The sequence below is a fragment of the Collinsella sp. TM04-29 genome (assembly GCF_003466565.1).
GTDB lineage: Bacteria > Actinomycetota > Coriobacteriia > Coriobacteriales > Coriobacteriaceae > Collinsella.
The window spans coordinates 1,102,937-1,123,425 of the sequence record NZ_QSPW01000001.1 but is presented as its reverse complement, the minus strand read 5'-3'; the positions used below and the strand labels follow the sequence as shown (position 1 = coordinate 1,123,425).

The window sequence follows — 20,489 nt, the reverse complement described above, 5'->3', positions numbered from 1 at the left end:
CGGTTCTAAAAATGCCTAAGCGTTCTGGCTTGTATACCGTTCCTTTTGAGTTTGATTTGCTTTCGTTTGGTGAGGCTGTGGGACTTGCTGCTGATACGGGGCGGATCTCTGGGGATGCTGGGCCTCTGCTTGAGACGGTTGTCGATATGCTCGATGAGCTGGGGCGTCCGGATGAGTATTTTGATTGCATTCAGGTTGCCGGTACCAATGGCAAGACTTCGACTACGCGTTTTTCGGCTGCCATCCTTCGCGGCGAGGGACTCAAGTGCGCACTGTATACGTCGCCGCAGCTTGTTCGCTATCCCGAGCGCATGGAGGTCGATGGCCGCGTCGTGAGCGATGACGCCTTTGCCCGTGGCGTTTCGGCAGCTGTCGAGGCGGGACATCGCGTGAATGCACGCCGTGTGGCGGCGGGGGAGCGCGCCTATACCATCACGCCGTTTGACCTGTTGACGGCCGCTGCGCTCGTGGTGTTTGCCGAGGCTCGCGTGGACGTCGCCGTGCTCGAGGTCGGTATGGGCGGTCGTTGGGACGCCACGAGTGCGACCGATCCCGTTGCCGTTGCTATTACGGGCATCGGGCTCGACCACACGCGCATTTTGGGCGACACGCTCGAGGCCATTTCAGGGGAGAAGGCCGCGGTCATTAAGCCCGGACGCCTGGTTGTGCTGGGCGAGGGCACGCATGAGCCGAGTGTTCAGCGCGTCATGGATGCCCGCTGCCGCGATTGCGACATCGTGCCGCTCGTGGTGAGCCACTCCACGACTAAGGTGCCGGCCCACGTGGGCGATACGGTGGAGTTTAGCTGCACCACGCCGCGTGCGATCTATACGTCGAGCATGGTCAAGCCGGCGTATCAGCCGCAGAATGCTGCGTGCGCGATTATGCTGTGCGAGGGTTATCTGGGCCGCGAGCTCGACCACGACAAGCTCGATGCCTCGCTTATGGGTTGCCCCACGCCGGGTCGCTTTGATGTACTGGAAACCGATCCGCTCAAGCTGATTGATGCCTGCCATAACCCCCAGAGCTGCGAGAACTTTGTGAGCGCACTGGACGAGATTGATCCGTGCGTGGAAAACCGCCCCACATTGCTGTGCGCCGCGCTGGCCGACAAGGATGTGGCGGGTATCGTTGACGTGCTGATTCCGGCCTTCCCGCGCGTGGTCGTGACGCAGACCGATTCCGATCGCGCCCTGCCGGCAGAGGAGCTCGCTGGTCTTGTGGACGCCGATAAGCTCGCAGGTGTGTACCCTAGTGTATCCGAGGCTCTCGCCGCCTTCGATGCCGCGGGCGAGCCTTTCGTAGCAGCCGGTACCATCACCCTAGCCGGCGAAGTGGCCGGCCTGCTGCGCTAGCTCATCCTGCGGACAGCTAATTTGGGCCGCTCGCCACAAAATGGGCCTATCTACTACGTTTTATCGACTACCCTCGACCACACCATGAAATGCGAAATTAAAACCGCAGGTAGACGGCTTGCCGATTTTGCAAAAACACGGGTATGGTCGACCCATGCGGGTCAAACGTAGTAGATAGGCCGCATTTGTGCGCAGCCTAATCGGAATGTGACAAAGGGACTGGCCCTTTGTCACATTGGCTAGTCTAGGCGCTTGGCCCCGTGGGGATAGGCGTTGAGAATCTCGACGCCGGACTCGGTAACCAGGGCCAAGTCCTCGATGCGGACGCCGGTACGGCCGGGGAGGTAGATTCCCGGCTCGATAGAGAACGTCATGCCAGGCTCTACGACCTGCTCGTTGACGAGCGAGACGTCGCCCGGCTCGTGGTCTTGCAGACCGATTGAGTGACCCAGGCGGTGCGTAAAGTACTGCCCATAGCCCGCATCCTCAATCACGTCGCGCGCGGCGCGGTCCAGGTCGCACATGCGCACGCCCGGTGCGATGAGTGCCTCGGCGGCCTCGTTGGCGCGGCGCACGATGTCATAGATGCGCGCCGTCTCCTCGTCCGGCTCGCCCCAAAAGAACGTGCGCGTCATATCCGAGCAGTAGTTGCGGCGGCGTCCGCCAATATCGAACAGCACCACGTCGCCGCGCTTGAGTACGGTATCGTCGGGCTCGTGATGCGGGTCTCCGGCATTGGCGCCAAAGCTCACGATCGGCGAAAAGCTAAAGCCCTCGCAGTCGTGCTTGCGATACAGACCAAGCATCTGGTCGGCAATCTCGCGTTCCGTCACGCCCTCGTGGACGAGCTTGATGGCGTCGGCCATCACAGCGTCGTTAGCGGCCGAGGACACGCGCATAAGCTCCTGCTCGGTGGCGTCCTTGTGGGTGCGCGCGGCGGTGACGGCAAAGTCGCCCAGGAAAAACTTGCTGGCGGCGTGGCGCTCCATGAGCGGCATCAAAAAGCCGGAGCGCATAACGGTGTCGATGCCGAGCGGTTTGGTCGGATCGATCTCGCGCGCGATGGCGTCGGCCACGACGTCGGTATCGGTGTGGTAGGCGACACGGGCGTTATCGTACTCGGGCAGCTGATGCAGTGCGTTGACCAAGATTACGGGCTCTCTACCGCGTACGAGCAGCACGCCGCAAAAACGCTCGAACATATCGGCATAAAAGCCGGTCAGGTAATAAATCGACCACGGGTCGTTTACGAGCAGCTGCGCGCCGGGGTGCTGAGCCTCGAGCGCATCGAGCACGTGCGCCACGCGCTGATCATCGACATGTGCCATACATCGTCCTTTCGCTAGGTTGCCACCATGGTATCCCATGCCTGGCAGAAAGGGACGTTCCTTTTATGCCGGCACTTCGGGGCACTCCTTGGCATGACCAGCCTATCAAGCAGTAAAAGTTGTCAAAAGAGGCCCATCCCAAATGGGCTGCTTTCAAAACTATGGCGGATTACGGGGCTGGACCTGTATTACTTGACCATTGGAAAAATTGCGAAATTAAAACCGCAGGTAGACGGCTTATCAAAAATCGAAAAATGCCGGTATGGATGGGGGTCTCCGAATCAGCCCCGTAATCCGGCATAGTTTTGAAATGGCACTAAAGTAGGCACAATCTAAATATCGATCCCAAGGCAAGTTGCGGTGGAATAGTTCCTGGATGCCGGGGTTTTGGCGGAAATCAGGAACTATTTCACCGCAATTGAGGAGGGGCGGGGTGGATGGCGGGGTAGCTAAAAGAGCCCCGTCCCAAATTAACTGCTTAGGCAGGGTCGATGTCCATGCTGGCGATGAGGTCGGTACCGGTGTCTAGGAGGTTGGGGAGGACTACATCGCTCATGCGGATGGGGGCTTTGACCTCTAGGCCGCGGATGAGGTCCATCGCCTGGGCGTGGAGTTCGAGCGGGATGGTTTCGGCCGTGCGCACGGGCAGCAGCGCCTCGTCGCCGCCGGATACGGCCACGGTCGTGGTAAGCACGCGCATGGGACAGGTGAGCTCCTGATGTGCAAACTTATCACCGCGCGGGCAGCTGTTGCCGGTTACGGAGCGTACCTCTACCACGGCGCCGTCTGCGCTGCGCTCGACCTCCACGGTCAGGAGGCACTCGGATGGGCAAGTGGTGCAGTTGAACTGCAGCGTCTCGATTGCATTCGTGCTCATAGTCTATGCCTCCTCGACGGGATCGACGGATAGGACAATCTCGCTGGCACCCAGGTCGAGCGCTTGTTTGATGACCTTTGCCGGCAGCGGGAAGCTTTCCATAACGCTCGGCATAAACGCGCGGACCTTGCCTGCAAGCAGTTCCTCGTCGCCTGCCAGAATACGCACGCGGGCGGCGTCGACCGGTCGGCGCACGCGGAAGTTCAGCTTGGTGAGCGCCGCAGCCGTAATGCGTCCCGGCAGTGCGTATCCCGCAATGCCAGCAGGGGAGACGGTGAGCTCGCAGTCCGGAACGGCGCCCGCGCCGGTTCCCAGCGCGTACGCCGCCGCAGCTGCGCCAGCTCTCTCGGACTCGGTCGTTACGTTGTCGGCCAGGTCGTGCACGTGCAGCACGTTGCCGCAGGCAAAGATGCCTGGTACGCCCGTCTGCAGACTCTGGTCCACCACGGCGCCGCGCGTGCGCGGGTCAAGCTCTACGCCCGCGGCAACCGAAAGCTCGTTCTCGGGAATCAAGCCCACCGAAAGCAGCAGCGTGTCGCACGGAATAATGCGCTCGGTCCCCGGAATGGGCGCTAGGCGTTCGTCGACTTGGCTCACCTCCACGGCTTCCAGGCGGTCATGCCCGATCACGCGCGTTACCGTGGTGGACAGATGTAGCGGAACGCCAAAGTCGTCCAGGCAGTTCTTGACGTTGCGGCGCAGACCGTTGGCGTACGGCATGAGCTCGTACACGCCCTCGACCGAAATCCCCTCGAGCGTGCAGCGACGTGCCATGATCAGCCCGATATCGCCCGAACCCAAAATGACGGCGCGCGAGCCGGGTTTGAGGTTCTCGATATTGATGTATCGCTGCGCCAGGCCTGCCGTAAACACACCGGCGGGACGGCTGCCGGGGATCTTGATCTCGCTGCGGGTGCGCTCGCGGCACCCCATGGCAAGGACGACCGCCCGTCCGGTGAGCTGCAGCATGCCGGCGGGGCTCATGAGCGTGACGGTATGGACCGCGGTGTCTTCCGCAGGCTCGCCTGAATCAATCCCAAGCACCATGCTGTTTAGGAACAGCGCAATGTCGGTTGCGTGCACCTTGTCGATAAAGCGCTGCGCGTACTCGGGACCGGTGAGCTCCTGTTTAAAGTGCGACAGGCCAAAGCCGGGGTGGATGCACTGGCGGAGGATTCCACCCAGGTGCTGCTCGCGCTCCACGATGGCCACGCGCGCTCCGGCCTTATGCGCGGCCAGCGCGGCAGCCATGCCGGCAGGTCCGCCGCCGATAACGACCACGTCGAAGGCTCGCGTTTGTACGGCTTCCACGACGCCGCAATCAATCGCGTTCGATTTGAATTCCGCCATCCTAGCGCACCCCCTTCAAAGGCCCCTCGACCAGCCAGGAGCCGGCGTCCTCCAGTAATACCTCGCTGGGGTCGCAGCCCAGCTCGCGGGCAAGAATCGTCACCACACGGCTCTGGCAAAAGCCGCTCTGGCACCGACCCATGCCGGCACGACAGCGGCGCTTGACGCCCTCGACCGAAACCGCGCCCGGTTGGCGTCGAATCGCGGCCACAATCTCGGCCTCGGGCACCGTCTCGCAGCGGCAAACAATCTGTCCCCACGCGGGATCGGACTCGATCAGCTCCTCCTTGCGCGCCAGCGGTGCGCGGTCAAAGTCGTCCGGCGCTCGGCGAATTGGGTTCCAGTCCGCCCGCTCGTGCGGTTCCACGCCCGCCTCACGCATCACAAGCTCCATGCGCTCGGCAATGGCCGGTGCGCTTGCCACACCCGGCGACTGAATGCCCGCCGCCTGGAAAAGCCCCGGCACCACGGCTGACTGCCCAATAAAGAAGTCGTTCGTACCCTGAATGACCGGACGCCCGCCGGCAAATGCGCGCACCACGCGGCGCGTATCCAGATCGGGCACCAGCTTGCGCGCGCCGCTCAGCAGCGCGTTCACATCGCTCGCATAGGTCTGCGTGTCGCCCGGCTCGCGCACGGCAGCCGTCGCGGTGATCACGGTGTTGCCGTGCACGGTGCCCGTCACGATAACGCCCTTCGACACCGGCGTGGGCACGGGGTAGAGCGGCATGAGCGCGCGCGGCTCCTTGTCCAGCACCACGATGTTGCCCTGGCGCCAGACCATCTGGAACTCCTCGGCGCCCGCCATATGCGAGATGTCCGCTGCACCGTTGCCCGCGGCGTTGATCAGATAGCGGCAGCGCACATCGCCGACAGGCGTCACCAGCGTAAAGCGCGCAGCCCCGTCGGTAGCGTCGCCGCCGGCAACCTCAATTGCTTCCACCGGAGCCGACCGAATAAACGTCACGCCGTTGGCCACGGCGTTCTCCAGCGCAGCGATGGCGATCTCAAACGGATCCACAAAGCCAGTGGAGGGACACCACAGCGCGCACGTCGCCTCTGCACTCGCGCGTGGTTCCAGCTCGCGGATGCGCTCGGTGCCGATAATCGACAACTCGGGCACGCCGTTGGCCAGGCCATTCTGGCGCAGCTTCTCTAGGTGTGCGCGGTCTTCGTCGTTAAACCCCAGCACCATCGACCCGGTGCGGCGGAACAAAAATCCAAGCTCCTGGGCCCACGTGCCATATAGCTCGCAGCCGCGGGCGTTGACCTGCGCCTTTACAGTGCCCGGCGCCGGATCGTAGCCGGCGTGTACCAGGCCGCCGTTGGCCTTCGATGCGCCTAGGGCGACATCGTTGGCCGCCTCGACCACGCAAATGGTCAGGTCATAGCGCGCGAGTTGCCGCGCAATGGCACACCCGGTGATGCCCGCGCCCACAACCGTGATATCAAACGTTTCTGTCACAGTGCCTCCCAGACGAGTTGACAGGCTGTCAATAGGACTATCCTACGGTCTGCAGACCCCCAGTGCAGCGGCAATGCGGCGAACAGCCCCACTGCATCCGCCAACGGCAGGCGTGGGCCGGCTCAGCACGGATGCCGGCCACGTTAGAACGCGAGATCTTCCCGCCCAACCTCGCGGTCTGCGCCGTTACCTGTTACAGATTGAGATGTTGAGTCCACAGGCGCACGTTCTTCTCGATCTGTAACAGTAAGAACTGTTTTTGGGTTCCAGATGTTACAGTTCGAGATTTAAGTCGGGGAGAGAATGGTTTGTCTAAATCTGTAACATCTGGGACTGTATTTGCTGAGTAACTGTTACAGATTGAGACATTCGGTGTGGACGGTTTTCTTTGTCTCGATCTGTAACAGTTAGCTGAGGATTTGGGTTCTAGATGTTACAGATTGAGACAAACCTTCCGACGGATTTTGAATGTCTCGATCTGTAACAGTAAGAGAGGAAATTCGGCCTCAGTTGTTACAGATCGAGATTGCAGCCAGCGAGGGGATGTTTTGTCTCGATCTGTAACATTTGGACCCGATTTTGCCGAGTAACTGTTACAGATCGAGATTGAAATCGGGGAGGGACCCCTGTGTCTCGATCTGTAACACCTAGACCCGGATTCCGCTCCCACCTGTTACAGATTGAGATGTTTGTGTCCGCGCCAGCCCCGTACCCAGCCGTGGTCCCATATAAACAAACCCCGTGGTAAACTTGACCGGACTGTAAATATTCCGAAAGGTACACCTCAATGTCCAAATACATCAACGAGCTCATGTCGCCGCAGCTTATGGGCGTCATCTATGCCTTCGTCGGCTTCATCATCGCCCTGTATGTGCTGTCGGTCGTCTATGTGTTCATCGACGCTCGCCGCCGCGGCGCCAGCGCCTACGTGGCATGGGGCATCATCGCCCTCATCCCGTTTGTGGGCCTCATCGCCTACCTGGTCCTGCGCCCGCACTCCTATGCGGCCGACCGCGAGGAGCAGGAGCTGGACATGGCCCTGCGCGAGCGCCAGCTTGCCCAGTACGGCACCTGCCCGCAGTGCGGTGCCCCCATCGAGAAGGACTTTGTGGTCTGCCCGGTGTGCGACACCCAGGTTCGCAACGTGTGCCCCAGCTGCCATCGCCCGCTCGATGCGCACTGGAAGGTCTGCCCCTACTGCCGAACTCGCATCCAGTAACGCATCCATCGCCGGGCCGGCCGCAAGCCACGGGCACCGCGCGTCCCGCGCAAGCCACGGGCGCGCCGCAAGCCACGCGCGCCCCACACCCCGCCCCCACACGATGAAGCATGCGTAGAAAATCGCCCGCCGTGCCATTAAGGTGCGGCGGGCGCTTGTATACCAAGGCAACCTGCCTATAATGATGCAAGTTAAAACGCCGAGCGCATCGCACGCACTTGCATCAGGCATCCGAGAGGAGAAAACATACCCATGAAGGCACTCTACAATGACGGTTCGGTGGCCGAGCTCCCGCAGGACGAGGTCACGCACGTCATCCGCCACTCTGCCGCGCATATCATGGCGCAGGCCATCAAGCGCCTGTACCCCCAGGCCGACTTTGCCTACGGCCCCGCGACCGACAACGGCTTCTACTACGACGTCGACCTGCCCGAGGGCGTCAAGATCAGCGAGGACGACTTCCCTGCGATCGAGGCCGAGATGAAGAAGATCGTCAAGGAGAACCTCAAGTTCACCGTGTACGAGAAGCCCCGCGCCGAGGCCATCGCCCTTATGGAGGAGCGCGGCGAGAAGTACAAGGTCGAGCACATCGGCGACCTGGACGACGACGCCCGCATCACCTTCTACCAGCAGGGCGACTACATCGACATGTGCGTCGGCCCCCACATCTGCTACACCAAGGCGCTGAAGGCCTTTAAGCTCACCGGCGTCTCGGGCGCCTACTGGAAGGGCGACAAGGACAACAAGATGCTCACCCGCATCAACGGCGTCGCCTTTGCCACCAAGGAAGAGCTCGACGAGCACATGCACATGTTGGAGGAGGCCAAGAAGCGCGACCACCGCAAGATCGGCCGCGAGATGGACCTCTTTATGATGCGCGACGAGGCCCCCGGCTTCCCGTTCTTCCTGCCTAATGGCATGATTCTTAAGAACACGCTGCTGGACTACTGGCGCGAGATCCACCACAAGGCCGGTTACGTGGAGATCTCCACGCCGCTTATCATGAACAAGCAGCTGTGGAAGACCTCGGGCCACTGGGACCACTACAAGGACAACATGTACTCCACCGTCATCGACGACGAAGAGTACTGCATTAAGCCCATGAACTGCCCGGGCGGCGTGCTGGTGTACGCCTCCAAGCCTCACTCTTACCGTGAGCTGCCCATTCGCGCCGGCGAGATTGGCCTGGTGCACCGCCACGAGCTGCGCGGCGCCCTGCACGGCCTGTTCCGCGTGCGCTGCTTTAACCAGGACGATGCTCATCTGTTTGTGCGTCCCGACCAGCTGACCGACGAGATCGTGGGCGTGGTCAACCTTATCGACTCCGTGTACCAGAAGTTTGGCTTTAAGTACCACGTTGAGCTTTCCACCCGCCCCGAGGACTCCATGGGTTCGGACGAGGACTGGGCTCGCGCCGAGGAGGGCCTGCGCACCGCTCTGGAGAAGCTGGGCATGGACTACGAGGTCAACGAGGGCGACGGCGCCTTCTACGGCCCCAAGATCGACTTCCACCTGGAGGACTCGCTCGGCCGTACCTGGCAGTGCGGTACCGTCCAGCTCGACTTCCAGATGCCGCTCAACTTTGACCTGGAGTACGTGGACGCCGACGGCACCAAGAAGCGCCCCATCATGCTTCACCGCGTTTGCTTTGGCTCCATCGAGCGCTTCATCGGTATTCTGATTGAGCACTTTGCGGGCAAGTTCCCTACCTGGCTGGCTCCCGTGCAGGTCAAGGCGCTTCCCGTCTCCGAGAAGAGCCGCGACTACGCTCACGAGGTGTGCGCCAAGCTGGAGGAGGCCGGCATTCGCGTGGTCTGCGACGACCGCGACGAGAAGATCGGCTACAAGATCCGCGAGGCCCGCAGCATCGACCGCGTGCCCTATATGCTCATTCTGGGGGAGAAAGAGGTCGAGGCCGGCAACATCTCCGTCCGCGATCGTTCCAACGAGACCGTTCAGATGAGCGTTGACGAGTTCGTTGCCAAGGTGCTCGAGGAGATCAAGACCCGCGCCTAGCACAAACAATACAAGAATTAACAAAGGCGATCGTCCCATAGGGCGGTCGCCTTTTTTGTTGTCTATAGAAGAAAAGCCGCTGGTTAGAGCGGCTTTTTTGTTGTGCAAAAAGGTACAGGTTTTTGTAGAGGCGTATGGAGATGCACCCATTCGCGGCGCATTTTGTGCAATCTGGGAAAACGCGGGCAGTTTGCTCGTATAATGAGCAACGTCGAAAGATACAAAAACCTGTACTTTTGCGACTGCGCCTAGCTGCGAGCGAGAAGCCTGTTCTTAACGCCCCTGCATCCGCGTGTGTCGCGGAGCAAGGAAGGGGGCGAGAATATGGAACAGACAATGCGGCGCCAAGAGCAGCTGCCCGGTGCCTTTAGTGGCGCCACCACAAACAGCCAGCACGGCCGCGTCCGCTGGTATCTGGTCCACACCCCCAACGGTAAAGAGCGCGAGATCTGTGAAAAGGTCCGCTGCATTATCCCGCACGAGCTGATGCAGGACGCTTTTGTGATGCAAAAGGAGTTCTGGTTTAAGCGGGACGGCGCCTGGTCGCTCCAAACCAAACCCATGTACAAGGAATACTTCTTCGTCGCCACGCGCGATGCCGCCCTGCTCGACAAGGCTTTGGCCCAGTTGAGCTTTGGCTGTCGCATTGCCGGCAGCAGGGAGCGGGCCTATGCGCCCATGCCGGACGATGCGCAGGACTGGTACCGCAGCGTGCTCGACGACAACGGCGTGGTGCGCAACAGCGTCGCCCGCATAGAAGACGGCGTGCTGCACATAGAGCAAGGGCCCTTGGTAGGGCAAGAGGCCCGTGTAAAGAAGGTCGACCGTCATAAGCGCTGGTGCCTGGTAGACGTGGGCGAAGGCGACTCCGCTTTTAGGGAGCTGCTTCCGCTGGACGTACCCAGCAAAACGTAAGGGGACGTTGCGCCGGCAATTCATTCGCAATTTGAATTCATCGACTGGGGGATTTCTGGGGGACAGGGACGTAAGTATGACTGTGGCTGCTAAAGAAATAACAGAGAGCAATGCGCCCGAAGGCGCGGCGCTCATTGCTCAGACCATGGACCGGCGCGAGGACGGGGCGGGTGCTGGGGTCGGCGCTGAGGTAGACACGGGGACGGTGAGCCTCCCGGGCTCGCGCGAGTTCGCCGCAGAGTCCCGTGCGCTCGACACGAGGTCGTTCGGTTATCGCTTCGTGAAGCGCACCTTCGACATAGGCCTCAGTTTCTGCGTCTGTGCCGTGGGGCTCATCCCCGGTGCGGTGCTCTGCGCATTCATCGCGGCGGACACTAAGGGCGCTCCCCTCTACGCGCACGAGCGTGCGGGGCGCTTCGGCCGCCCCATCCACGTGCTCAAGTTCCGCTCCATGGTCGCCGATGCCGACGACGTGGAGAAGTACCTCACGCCGGCACAGATTGAGGAGTGGCACCGCGAGCGCAAGGTCACAAACGATCCCCGAATCACCAAGCTAGGCCGCGTCCTGCGTAAGACGTCCCTGGACGAGCTGCCCCAGTTCTTCAACGTGCTTGTGGGGCAGCTATCCGTAATCGGGCCCCGGGCCATCACCTACGAGGAGCTCGGGAATTTCACACACGAGCAGCAAGTGCAGGTTCTTGCCGTCCCCCAGGGCATCACCGGTGCCTGGCAGTCGGGCCCGCGCAACCTCGCGACCTTCGAGAACGGCCTGCGCCAGGAGTTCGAGCTCGCCTACGCGCGCGGCGCGAACCTCAAGGCCGACTGGCGGGTCTTCTTCAAGACCTTCTCTGTGATGTTCGGCAAGAACAAGACGGGGAGGTAGGTACGGATTCCCAGACTTTCCCTCCCTACAGCGTGCTCATGAGTCTCTATGCCAAGGAGCGCGCAGAGTACCTGCGCGAGGCGCTGGACTCGATGCTCGACCAGACGGTGCCCCCGGCGGAGGTCGTCGTCGTGAAGGACGGCCCGCTGACTGACGAGCTCGAGGACGTCCTCTCCGAGTACGACGCGGCCAACCACGGCCTGTTCAGTTTCGTTTCCTACCCCGAGAACAGAGGCCTCGGCTACGCGCTTGCCCGGGGCATTGAGGCGTGCTCAAATGAGGTCATAGCCCGCATGGACACCGATGACCACGCCCTTTCGGGGCGCATGGAGCGCCAGCTTGCTCTCATGTCCGAGCAGGGACTCGACATGGTGGGCAGCAATGTGACGGAGTTTATCGAGGCCTGGGACAAGCCCGTGGCAACGACGGACCTGCCCATAACCCACGACGAGATCGTCGCCTATTCCAAGCGCCGCAACCCCTTCCGGCACCCGCCCATGACCTTCCGGCGCTCGAAGGTGCTCGCCGCTGGGAGTTACAACGCCGACTTCCCCTACTTCGAAGACTGGGATCTCTTCAACCGGATGCTTGCCTCGGGCTGCCGTGCGGCCAACGTGCACGAGGCCCTTGTGGCAATGCGCGTGAGCCCAGACTTCTACGCTCGCAGAGGAGGTCGAGGCTATCTGTCGCACGCGCGGCGCTTCAAGCGGGCGCAGCTGGCATGTGGGTATTTCAGCGCTGCCGACTACTTCATCTCGTTTGTTCCCCAGGCAGTTGTCTGCCTCATGCCCAACGCCCTTCGCGGGCTCGTATACACAAGGATTCTCCGGAAAGGGGGAGATGCGGAGTGACCGCGACTGCAGCAATTATCACTCTCCACAACTCGCCGAACTATGGCTCTTGCCTGCAGACCTATGCGACGCAGCGCGTCTTCGAGTCGCTGGGAGTCGCACCCACAGTGGTCGACTACTACCGACACGATGCGATCCCGGAGAACGAGACCGAGCGCGCACTTAACGGACAGCTTGCCAAGAAGCTTCCCATCTTGGGGTTGCCGGGTGTCAAGTCGCTCGCTCGCGTTCCCGTTTCACGCATGGTCGCGCGCCGTCGCGCCCCGCTCGACGCGTTCAGGCGCGAGATGCTGAACCTCACGCCGCGCAAGTACTACTCGGCGGAGGAGCTCGAGGCCGATCCTCCCAGGGCCGACGTCTACGTTACGGGCAGCGACCAAGTGTGGAACAGCACGTGGAACTGTGGGTTCGAGCGAGCATTTTACCTCTCCTATGCTCCAGAGGGCGCCGAGAAGATCGCCTATGCCGCCAGCATCGGCAAGTCGACGCTCGACGATTGGGAGAAGCCCCTCATGCGCGAGGCGCTGCTGCGCTACGACGCCATCTCGGTCCGCGAGCCCGAGGCGGCGGAGCTTCTCGACTCCATCGGAGTGCCCGGTGCCGTCCCCGTCGTGGATCCCACGCTCATGCTCGGCCGTCCCGAGTGGGGGGCCCTCTCTGACGGCTGGGTGCCCGATTTCCCATACCTGCTCGTGTACCAGCTTAACCGCAACCCCGAGTTCGACGCGTACGTGCAGGACGTCGCTGCTGCGGCGGGGCTCAGGGTTCTGCGCCCCGCCTATGGGGTCCACGAGCGTCGTCGGGGTGAGGAGGCCGTCGTGTGCCCGAGCGTCGGGCGCTTTCTCTCGCTCTTCCTTAATGCCTCGATTGTGGTCACCGACTCCTTCCACGGCACGGCGTTCTCCGTCAACCTGGAGAAGCCCTTTGTGGCGATTGCCCCGGAGCGCTTCTCAGGGCGCATCGGAAACCTCCTTGCCATGACCGGGCTGGAGGGCCGGCTTCTTTCGGACTATCGCGACGTTGCCCTCGCGGCTGGGGATATAGACTTCGCGCAAGCTCGTATCGCCCTGGCGCGTGAGCGCGAACGGGCGCTATGCTTCTTGCGCGGTGCGCTTCCGACCGAGTTCGTGGAGTGAGGCATGGCGCTGAGCAACGACGATCTCAACTTCATAATCTACTACCTCAACTATCCCAAGGCGATAGAACTCTGCATGACCATGGATAACGTGGTCCGCAAGAGCAGTAGTGTCGAGACGACCGCCGAGGCTTCCGACACTCTAAAAACCGAGTTGAAGGGGGACGCTTCTACAAACCTTGCCGCCCTGAAGGCGACCGTGGGGGCGAGTCTCGGGACGACCTTGAGCGACAGCGAGTCTTTTAAGGTGGCGGACACCTACGAGGTGAAGCACACTAAGTCGACGTACCTCAAGCTCATCCTCGAGCGGGCTAAAATGCTGCCCTCGTGCGCAAATATCCAGAACTGCGCCCCCGGCGACCTCGTCCGCGTGGATGGCGTCAGGCTCTGGCCCTGCAACTGGGAGGAGATTACCCAGATGCAGGTTCTGAGGCACGACGCGCTGAAGGGCATGAGGGTCGAGGGCGTAGACGTCAACAACATCGTCTCCTCAATGCTGGAGGACTACGCATATGTCCTCACGGCAATGGAGAAGCTCCCCGGAACAGACGATCCCGTATGGCTCGCAATCAAGATACCCTCGGAGAACGATAACGAGTTCGAGAGCAAGTACAGGATGCGCGATCTGCTCCTCGGCGAGGTCAGTCTCATCGGTGTCTATAAGGGTCTCGTCGACGTGGATGTGCTGACTAACACGACGTTCGGAGACCTGCAACGAAAGGGGTTGAGCCAGGGCGCTGAAGGGGAAGACCGTGTCATCAAGAGTGCATTGCCCGCTCCGGAGTCGAAGCAGTCAGCCAAAGAGGCCTCGCAGGGATTCCTCGGCCCAGTCCACTACATCGATCTCATAGCGATTGTCCAAGACGTCAAGGTGGCGGATTCCGTCGGCGAGGATTTGGCTGCGGATGAGCTGGCCGGCAGAGGCACGTCGGTGGCCGGAGGTTCCCCCGATGACGCGGGTGTCGTTCTTTCCGACTCCGGGGAAGCGAAGCCTTGCTTCTTCGCCCGACTGAAGGCGATGCTCTGTGGATAGCCTTACGCTACATACTTATCGCTCGGGCAAGGAATGTCGCGAGGAGACCCTCCGTTTGGAGTCGAAGGGCTACTCATATGTCCCGTTTGACGTCACGGGAGGCACAAAGGCTGCTTTCTTTGAGGGGGGACGCCTCTATTCCGACCTGTCTTACGTCGTGGCACTTCTACCGGCAAACCAGCACCTTATGCTCAACGTCGAGGAGACTCTCTCCTGTGCAGACGGTGAGGCTTTCCTGCTCATCCGTGACTCGCTCGCACAGTCGGCGATTGACACCTTTCCGCTGCTCTTCGAGGCGGCGTTGCCCTTGGTGGCCGAGGAGAGGGGGTGTCGTTTCGCGCCCAGGCGCTGTCCGCTCTACACGTTCTCTAACAGAGCTGAGTATGACCGCCTCGCGCGGCTCGCATCCGATGGCTCCGGTTATCAGGTCTTTACGCTCCAAGGACTTTCCCAGAGGACCTCGGAGTTCTCTGCGGCGCTCGAGAACTCCGAGATAGAGGTGTTCATCGACCTCACCTCCGAGGCGGCTCTCGCCGACGCGAGGCTTCTATCCATAGAGCCTCTCGCTTCGGCGCCAAACGTCCCTCATTTCCTCGTGAGCGAGGCCCGCTCCGCAAAGGTGTTTGAGAACTTCCCGTCGCTTTTCGACGAGATCCGCGACGTGGCGGATTTGCTTTCCGAATGTCCCAAAGAGATGACGACGGGAATGGAAGGACCTCGTTCCGTTTGCGACCTCAATGACGGAGAGTTCGTTAGGACTATGGCCGAGTTCGATGAGAGGCTCACGGGACACGCCAACTTTAAGTGCTACCTTCATGAGCGCCTCACTAATTTTAGACTAGCGCATGCGCTGGGGGATCAGCGGATTTTCTCGATGTTCCTTTTCGGAGGCAGCGGCATCGGTAAGACCGAGACCGCACGCGTACTTAGCGAGTTGGTCTCGGATGGAGAGCGTTATCTTGCGAAGATTAACTTCGAGGCGTACAGCTCGCAGGATTCTCTCAACAGCCTCATCGGGAGCCCCTCCGGCTATGTGGGCTGCGAGGGCGGAGAGCTCAACGACAAGGTCGAGAAGGCCAAGGCGAAGGTGCTCCTCTGCGATGAGTTCGAGAAAACCAAACAAGACGTGAGGGCTTTCTTCTTGGAGCTGCTTGAGGATGGGGCCTACACCGATCGAATGGGCGTGGAGCACGACATGGACGGCTATGTTGTCGTGTTCACATCGAACGTGAAAGACGAGAAGGAGCTGCAAGAGAGGATCGCGCCCGAACTACTAACGCGCTTTGACCTTATCTGCGAATTCGTGCCTCCGACCGTGGAGGAGAAGCGCGAGCACGTTGTCCGCCTCGCGCGGGAGAAAACTGCCCAGTATGCCGAGAGGCTGGGCGTAGATGTCGAGCCCATCGGCGAGAGCGTAACCATAGCAGATTTCCAACTGGAGAAATGGTCCCTTAGGGAGATAGACCGTGAGGTCGTGCGCCAGGTAGTCTCCCTTCTCCCGGTAGAAGACCCGTCCGAATCGTCACCCTACGATAAAACAGCACCCGACACAGATTGGAGTGAGTGACGTGTACACCGAACTCAAGTCATACCAAATAATCATCGCCCTGCTCAAGGAGTACGGCATCCGGAAGTGCGTGCTCTCGGCAGGGTCGCGCAACCTCCCCTTCGTCCATTCCGTTGAGGAGGACCCCTGGTTCGAGTGCTACTCGGTCGTTGACGAGCGCAGCGCGGGCTATTTCGCCCTCGGCCTCGCTCAGCAGGCGGGCGAGCCGGTCGTCATCTCCTGCACCTCGTCCACCGCGACCTGCAACTACTGGCCTCCGGTGGCAGAGGCCTTCTACCAGAACGTCCCGCTCGTCGTGCTCACGAGCGACCGCGACCCGGCGAAGCTTGGCCAGCTCGAGGATCAGATGATCGACCAGGTTGGTATGTACGACCGACACGTCCGGAAGTCGGTGAATCTGCCTATCGTCCGCGACGACGGTGATTTCCGCCACTGCTGGCGGCTCGTCAACGAGGCCCTGCTCGAGCTCGACCACCACGGGGGCGGCCCGGTCCAGGTCAACGTTCCATCGCGCTGGTACAGCACATCCTTTACAACCTCCGAGCTCCCTAAGGTCAGGAGGATCGCTCGCGTCGAGCACGAGTCCCCCGATGCGGAATGGCTTGCCCGCGCAGCGAGGCTCCGGTCTTGCTCGCGCGTCCTCGTGGCCTGCGGACAGGGTCAGCCCACAGACGGTCTCAAGGAGGCCCTGGGGGAGTTCTTCGGGCGGTTCAACAGCGCCATAGCGGTCGAGTACATGTCCAACGCGCTAGTCGAGGGTGCCGTAAACACATCCGTCTGCTTCGACAGCCGTTATGTCACGCCGAAGAAGTTCGCTGAGTTCGCCCCCGAGATCGTCATCAGCTATGGCGGGAACATCATGCAGGGGCTCAAGGAGATGCTGCGCGGCTCGAAGTCAGGCGTCGAGCATTGGCTCATCGACGAGGGTGGCGTCGTCTGCGACGCTTTCGGATGTATAACCACGGTATTCGAGTGCTCGCCGGAGTTCTTCTTCCGCCGCATGAGCGATTTGGCGGGCGAGAAGGCGTCAAACGATCTGGCCTACCACGACGCCATTGCGGCGTACGCGGCCTCCGTCGTGCACCCCGACTTCGGGTGGGGCAACATCTATGCGATAAAAAACGTCGTCGAGCGAGTCCCATCGGGTTCCGTGCTTCACCTCAGCATCAACGACTCCATCCGCATAACGAACTTCTTCGAGCTGCAGCCCGACATCCGCGTCTTTGCAAACATCGGCACGCACGGCATTGACGGCTGCATGTCGTCGCTCATGGGGCAGTCCCAGGCGACCGAGGGCCTCGCCTTCCTCGTCACCGGCGACCTCGCGTTCTTCTACGACATGAACTCCCTGCGCATCAGGCATGTCGGCCCGAACGTGCGCATCCTGCTCTGCAACAACCACGGTGGCGAGGAGTTCTACTACAACGGCATCTGGCAGAACGCGTCGAGCGACCTGCACACCGCTGCCAGGCACAACGCCGTCGCCGGCCCCTGGGCCGGGTCGTGCGGGTTCAAATACCTCAGAGCGGACGACAAGGCATCGTTCGAGGCTGCCCTTCCGGAGTTCATGGCGGAAGAGTCTGACAGGCCCGTGCTCCTCGAGTGCTTCTCCGAGATGAGCGAGGACTCTAAGGACATCTACGACTTCTACGACCTCTCTCGACCGCACGATGCTGTTTCCGACGCTACCCGCGCGGCCAAGGACATCGTGAAAAAAACAATTGGCAAAGAGACGGCAGTTAAGATCGCCGGCAAGTTCGGCGTCAAGCTGGGATAGGGGGCAACGTGGGACTCAAGGCAAAGGCCAAGCGCGCCGGGCGCTTCGTCCTCTCCAACCTCGGGCGCCCCGTGCGCGTTGAGCAGACGCTGCGAGGTGGGAGCGAGCTCCTCGCGGGGAGGTGCGTGCTCGTCACGGGCGGCACGTCGGGCATAGGGCTCGCGACCGCCGAAGCGTGCCTGCGCGCCGGGGCAGACGTCGTGGTTACCTCGCGTAGCCTCTCTCGCGCCGAGGAGGCCTGCGCCCGACTTGGCTCGCATGCCCGCCCGGCATTGCTCGACCTCGCGGATGCCGAGGGGATGGCCGTGCAGGTTGACGCGGCCTACGCGGCTGCGCCCAGGCCCGTCGACGCCCTCGTGAACAACGCTGGCGTGCTCAAGGGCGCGCCCTTTGGCAGGACATCCGTTGAGGACTTCGACGAGGTGGTCGGCGCAAACCTCCGTGGCACCTACTTCCTCACGCAAGAGGTCGCCCGGCGCATGGTTGCGGGCGGAGTCCGAGGCAACATCTGCTTCGTCACCTCCTCCTCCGCCTACCGCCCTGCCACGAACGCCTACTCGTGCACAAAGTGGGCGCTGCGCGGTCTCGTGGAGGGCTCGGCCAAGATGCTCAGCCCCAACGGCATCGTGGTGAACGCCATCGCCCCTGGCCCCACTGCCACTGGGATGCTCATCGAGGGCGATGCGGGCAACGTCATGAAGCCGAACAGCCCCATCGGGCGCTACGTCACCCCTGAGGAGATCGCGAGTATGGTCGTGACGCTGCTCTCCGACGCCTCGCGCTCGACCGTGGGCGACACGGTGCGCATGTGCGGCGGCAGCGGCGTGGTGACCTTTGACGATGCTGACGCGACATTCGAACTTTAAGGAAGTAGATTTGAAACAAGGAAAGCAAATACGGGTGCTCCAGGTGCTGCCGTCCCTAAATAGGTCGGCAGGGGTGTCGCGTTTCGTCTACAACATGACGGTCGCAAGCGACGAGTCGCGCGTCCACTACGATATCCTCCACCACGCTCAGGACGATGGCGTGCCGCACCACGAGAAGCGCTTCGACGAGGAGCTCGAGGCACTCGGGCATCGCATCTACCGCGTGGACTATGCCGGCCATGATTTCAGACGGTTCATCCGCGAGGTCCATGCTGTCATATCAGAGTACGGCGCGAGCTACGACGTCGTGCACTGCCATATGCCCAACTCGGCGTTCTGCGTCTTGCGCGAGGCAAAACGTGTGGGGATTGAGCATCGCGTGCTGCACAGCCATCTCAACAGCAGTTCCGACAATGCACTACATCGTCTGCGTAATGTGCCCCTCAACGCTGTCGGGAAGCGCTATGCCACCGATAACATGGCCTGCTCGGAGGAGGCGGGCCGTTTTCTCTTCGGCAGAGCCCCGTTCACGCTCATGAGGAACGGCATCCCGCTCGCGGACTACGCCTACGACTCGAGTGCGGCGGCCGAGCTGCGCGGCGAGCTTGGCATCGTTGCGGGCGAGCCAGTCGTGGGGTGCGTCGGGCGCATGGTGCCGCAGAAGAACTACGCGTTCGCCGTCGAGGCGTTCGCGGCGCTGCTGCACGAGGTTCCCGAGGCGCACCTCGTGGTCCTCGGGGGAGAGATAAACGGCGCGACCACTGTGCGCGACTCGCTGGTCGAGCGGGCGAGCGAGCTGGACTTCGCCGACCGGGTGCACTTGCCTGGTATCCGCGAGGATGCGCAGCGGTTCTACTCGCTCTTCGACGTGTTCTTCATGCCGTCGCTCTACGAGGGCCTTCCCGTTTCGGCCGTGGAGGCACAGGCGGCGGGGCTGCCGTGCGTGTACTCGACCGGCGTGCCGGCCGAGACCGACATCGCCGGGACCGGTTCGTTCACGGCTCTCGACGCGCCGCTGGCCGACTGGGCGAGGGCACTCAAGGCGGCGATCGAGGGCGGCAGGCACCCGGAGGCCCCTATCAGACTTGAGGCTGCGGGGTACTCTGCCGAGGCAAACGCCGCGCGGCTTATGGAGTACTACGAAAGGCTGTTGAGCCGATGAGCTACGTAAGCAGGATCTCAAGAAAAATCGGTGATAAGACGAATCCATTGCTCGCCAAGGGCAGAAGGGAGAAGCTCGTCCGCACTGACTTCAGCATCTTCTCGAACAACTGCTGGGCCGGGTCGGTGTATCGGCGTTACGGGCTTCCCTATAGCAGTCCAACCGCCGGCCTCTACTTCTTCGCGAGCGACTACGTGAAGTTCGCCTCAAGGCTCAGATACTACACTTCCGTGCCGCTTGAGTTCATCGACGCCCGGGAATCACAATATGCCGACCAGCTGCGCGAGAAGGGCGAGCTCGGCAAGCCCGTCGCCCGACTCGATGACATTGAGGTCGTGTTCCTGCACTATCCCTCCCCGGAGGAAGCCGCAGAGAAGTGGGCCCGCCGCTGCAAACGAATCAACTGGGATAACGTCTTCATCAAATTCAGCCAGATGAACTGCTGCACAGAAGGGGACCTCAGGGCCTTCGATGCCATTCCCTTCAGAAACAAGCTCTGCTTCACCGCTTCGCTAAGGCCCGAGCTCGCGTGTGCTGTGCACTTTCCCGGCTATAACGAGCGGGGAGGGGTCCTCAATGATACGGACTATTACTCTCGGTACATTGACTTGGAGGAATGGCTTAATGGCGAACCCGAAAGGTATCTTATTGGCTAGCTTTAACTTGTTAATCTTGGTATTTAAATCGCGA

At 61.5% G+C, this 20,489-nt stretch carries 17 protein-coding genes; 13 read left to right on the top strand and 4 right to left on the bottom strand.

The window, feature by feature from the left end; all coding sequences use genetic code 11:
* The first annotated feature begins 11 nt into the window (after positions 1-11).
* Positions 12-1,355: a folylpolyglutamate synthase/dihydrofolate synthase family protein gene (locus DXD39_RS05120; RefSeq protein ID WP_117803327.1), complete on the top strand. Its 1,344-nt coding sequence runs from the start codon at positions 12-14 to the stop codon at positions 1,353-1,355.
* 239 nt (positions 1,356-1,594) lie between these two features.
* On the opposite strand, the gene DXD39_RS05115 is transcribed toward DXD39_RS05120, so the two are convergent.
* From DXD39_RS05115 to DXD39_RS05100, 4 genes are all read right to left on the bottom strand, one after another.
* Positions 1,595-2,683 (bottom strand): Xaa-Pro peptidase family protein, encoded by a 1,089-nt coding sequence (locus DXD39_RS05115; protein WP_199572053.1) that lies wholly within the window; start codon positions 2,681-2,683, stop codon positions 1,595-1,597.
* Between the two features lie 478 nt (positions 2,684-3,161).
* Positions 3,162-3,560 carry a DUF1667 domain-containing protein gene (locus DXD39_RS05110; RefSeq protein WP_089571652.1) on the bottom strand — a complete coding sequence of 133 codons (399 nt, stop codon included), beginning with the start codon at positions 3,558-3,560 and terminating at the stop codon, positions 3,162-3,164.
* Positions 3,561-3,563: 3 nt separating this feature from the next.
* Complete coding sequence (locus DXD39_RS05105) at positions 3,564-4,910, bottom strand: NAD(P)/FAD-dependent oxidoreductase (RefSeq protein ID WP_117803326.1); 1,347 nt, start codon at positions 4,908-4,910, stop codon at positions 3,564-3,566.
* A 1-nt stretch (position 4,911) separates the two neighbouring features.
* Positions 4,912-6,375, bottom strand: a complete 1,464-nt coding sequence (locus DXD39_RS05100) for an NAD(P)/FAD-dependent oxidoreductase (RefSeq protein ID WP_117803325.1) — start codon at positions 6,373-6,375, stop codon at positions 4,912-4,914.
* A 787-nt stretch (positions 6,376-7,162) separates the two neighbouring features.
* Here DXD39_RS05100 and DXD39_RS05095 point away from each other — a divergent pair.
* The 12 genes from DXD39_RS05095 (at position 7,163) to DXD39_RS05040 (ending at position 20,455) form a co-directional block, all read left to right on the top strand.
* Positions 7,163-7,594, top strand: coding sequence for a zinc ribbon domain-containing protein (locus DXD39_RS05095; protein WP_089571655.1), 432 nt, complete (start codon positions 7,163-7,165; stop codon positions 7,592-7,594).
* Between the two features lie 252 nt (positions 7,595-7,846).
* The gene (gene thrS, locus DXD39_RS05090; RefSeq protein WP_117803324.1) at positions 7,847-9,610 is read left to right on the top strand and encodes a threonine--tRNA ligase; all 1,764 of its coding nucleotides are present in this window, start codon (positions 7,847-7,849) and stop codon (positions 9,608-9,610) included.
* A gap of 324 nt (positions 9,611-9,934) precedes the next feature.
* Positions 9,935-10,525, top strand: a complete 591-nt coding sequence (locus tag DXD39_RS05085; protein ID WP_147347890.1) for a hypothetical protein — start codon at positions 9,935-9,937, stop codon at positions 10,523-10,525.
* A gap of 82 nt (positions 10,526-10,607) precedes the next feature.
* Complete coding sequence (locus DXD39_RS05080; RefSeq protein WP_304485475.1) at positions 10,608-11,408, top strand: sugar transferase; 801 nt, start codon at positions 10,608-10,610, stop codon at positions 11,406-11,408.
* 38 nt (positions 11,409-11,446) lie between these two features.
* Positions 11,447-12,259 carry a glycosyltransferase gene (locus tag DXD39_RS05075; RefSeq protein ID WP_117803321.1) on the top strand — a complete coding sequence of 271 codons (813 nt, stop codon included), beginning with the start codon at positions 11,447-11,449 and terminating at the stop codon, positions 12,257-12,259.
* Entirely contained in the window at positions 12,256-13,395 is a 1,140-nt protein-coding gene (locus DXD39_RS05070) for a polysaccharide pyruvyl transferase family protein (RefSeq protein ID WP_055309547.1), read from the top strand. Before DXD39_RS05075 ends, DXD39_RS05070 begins: the two co-directional genes overlap by 4 nt.
* Before the next feature lie 3 nt (positions 13,396-13,398).
* The gene (locus DXD39_RS05065) at positions 13,399-14,427 is read left to right on the top strand and encodes a hypothetical protein (RefSeq protein WP_117803320.1); all 1,029 of its coding nucleotides are present in this window, start codon (positions 13,399-13,401) and stop codon (positions 14,425-14,427) included.
* A 55-nt stretch (positions 14,428-14,482) separates the two neighbouring features.
* Positions 14,483-15,994: an AAA family ATPase gene (locus DXD39_RS05060; RefSeq protein ID WP_147347889.1), complete on the top strand. Its 1,512-nt coding sequence runs from the start codon at positions 14,483-14,485 to the stop codon at positions 15,992-15,994.
* The gene (menD, locus tag DXD39_RS05055) at positions 15,987-17,771 is read left to right on the top strand and encodes a 2-succinyl-5-enolpyruvyl-6-hydroxy-3-cyclohexene-1-carboxylic-acid synthase (RefSeq protein WP_199576484.1); all 1,785 of its coding nucleotides are present in this window, start codon (positions 15,987-15,989) and stop codon (positions 17,769-17,771) included. Before DXD39_RS05060 ends, menD begins: the two co-directional genes overlap by 8 nt.
* 8 nt (positions 17,772-17,779) lie before the next feature.
* On the top strand, positions 17,780-18,637 hold the full coding sequence (locus DXD39_RS05050; protein ID WP_055309543.1) for an SDR family NAD(P)-dependent oxidoreductase: 858 nt from the start codon (positions 17,780-17,782) through the stop codon (positions 18,635-18,637).
* A gap of 94 nt (positions 18,638-18,731) precedes the next feature.
* A complete protein-coding gene (locus DXD39_RS05045) occupies positions 18,732-19,799 on the top strand; it encodes a glycosyltransferase (RefSeq protein ID WP_199576483.1) in 1,068 nt (355 codons plus the stop codon).
* Positions 19,796-20,455 carry a DUF1919 domain-containing protein gene (locus tag DXD39_RS05040; RefSeq protein ID WP_055309541.1) on the top strand — a complete coding sequence of 220 codons (660 nt, stop codon included), beginning with the start codon at positions 19,796-19,798 and terminating at the stop codon, positions 20,453-20,455. The genes DXD39_RS05045 and DXD39_RS05040 overlap by 4 nt, the downstream gene beginning before the upstream one ends.
* The last annotated feature ends 34 nt before the right edge of the window (positions 20,456-20,489 follow it).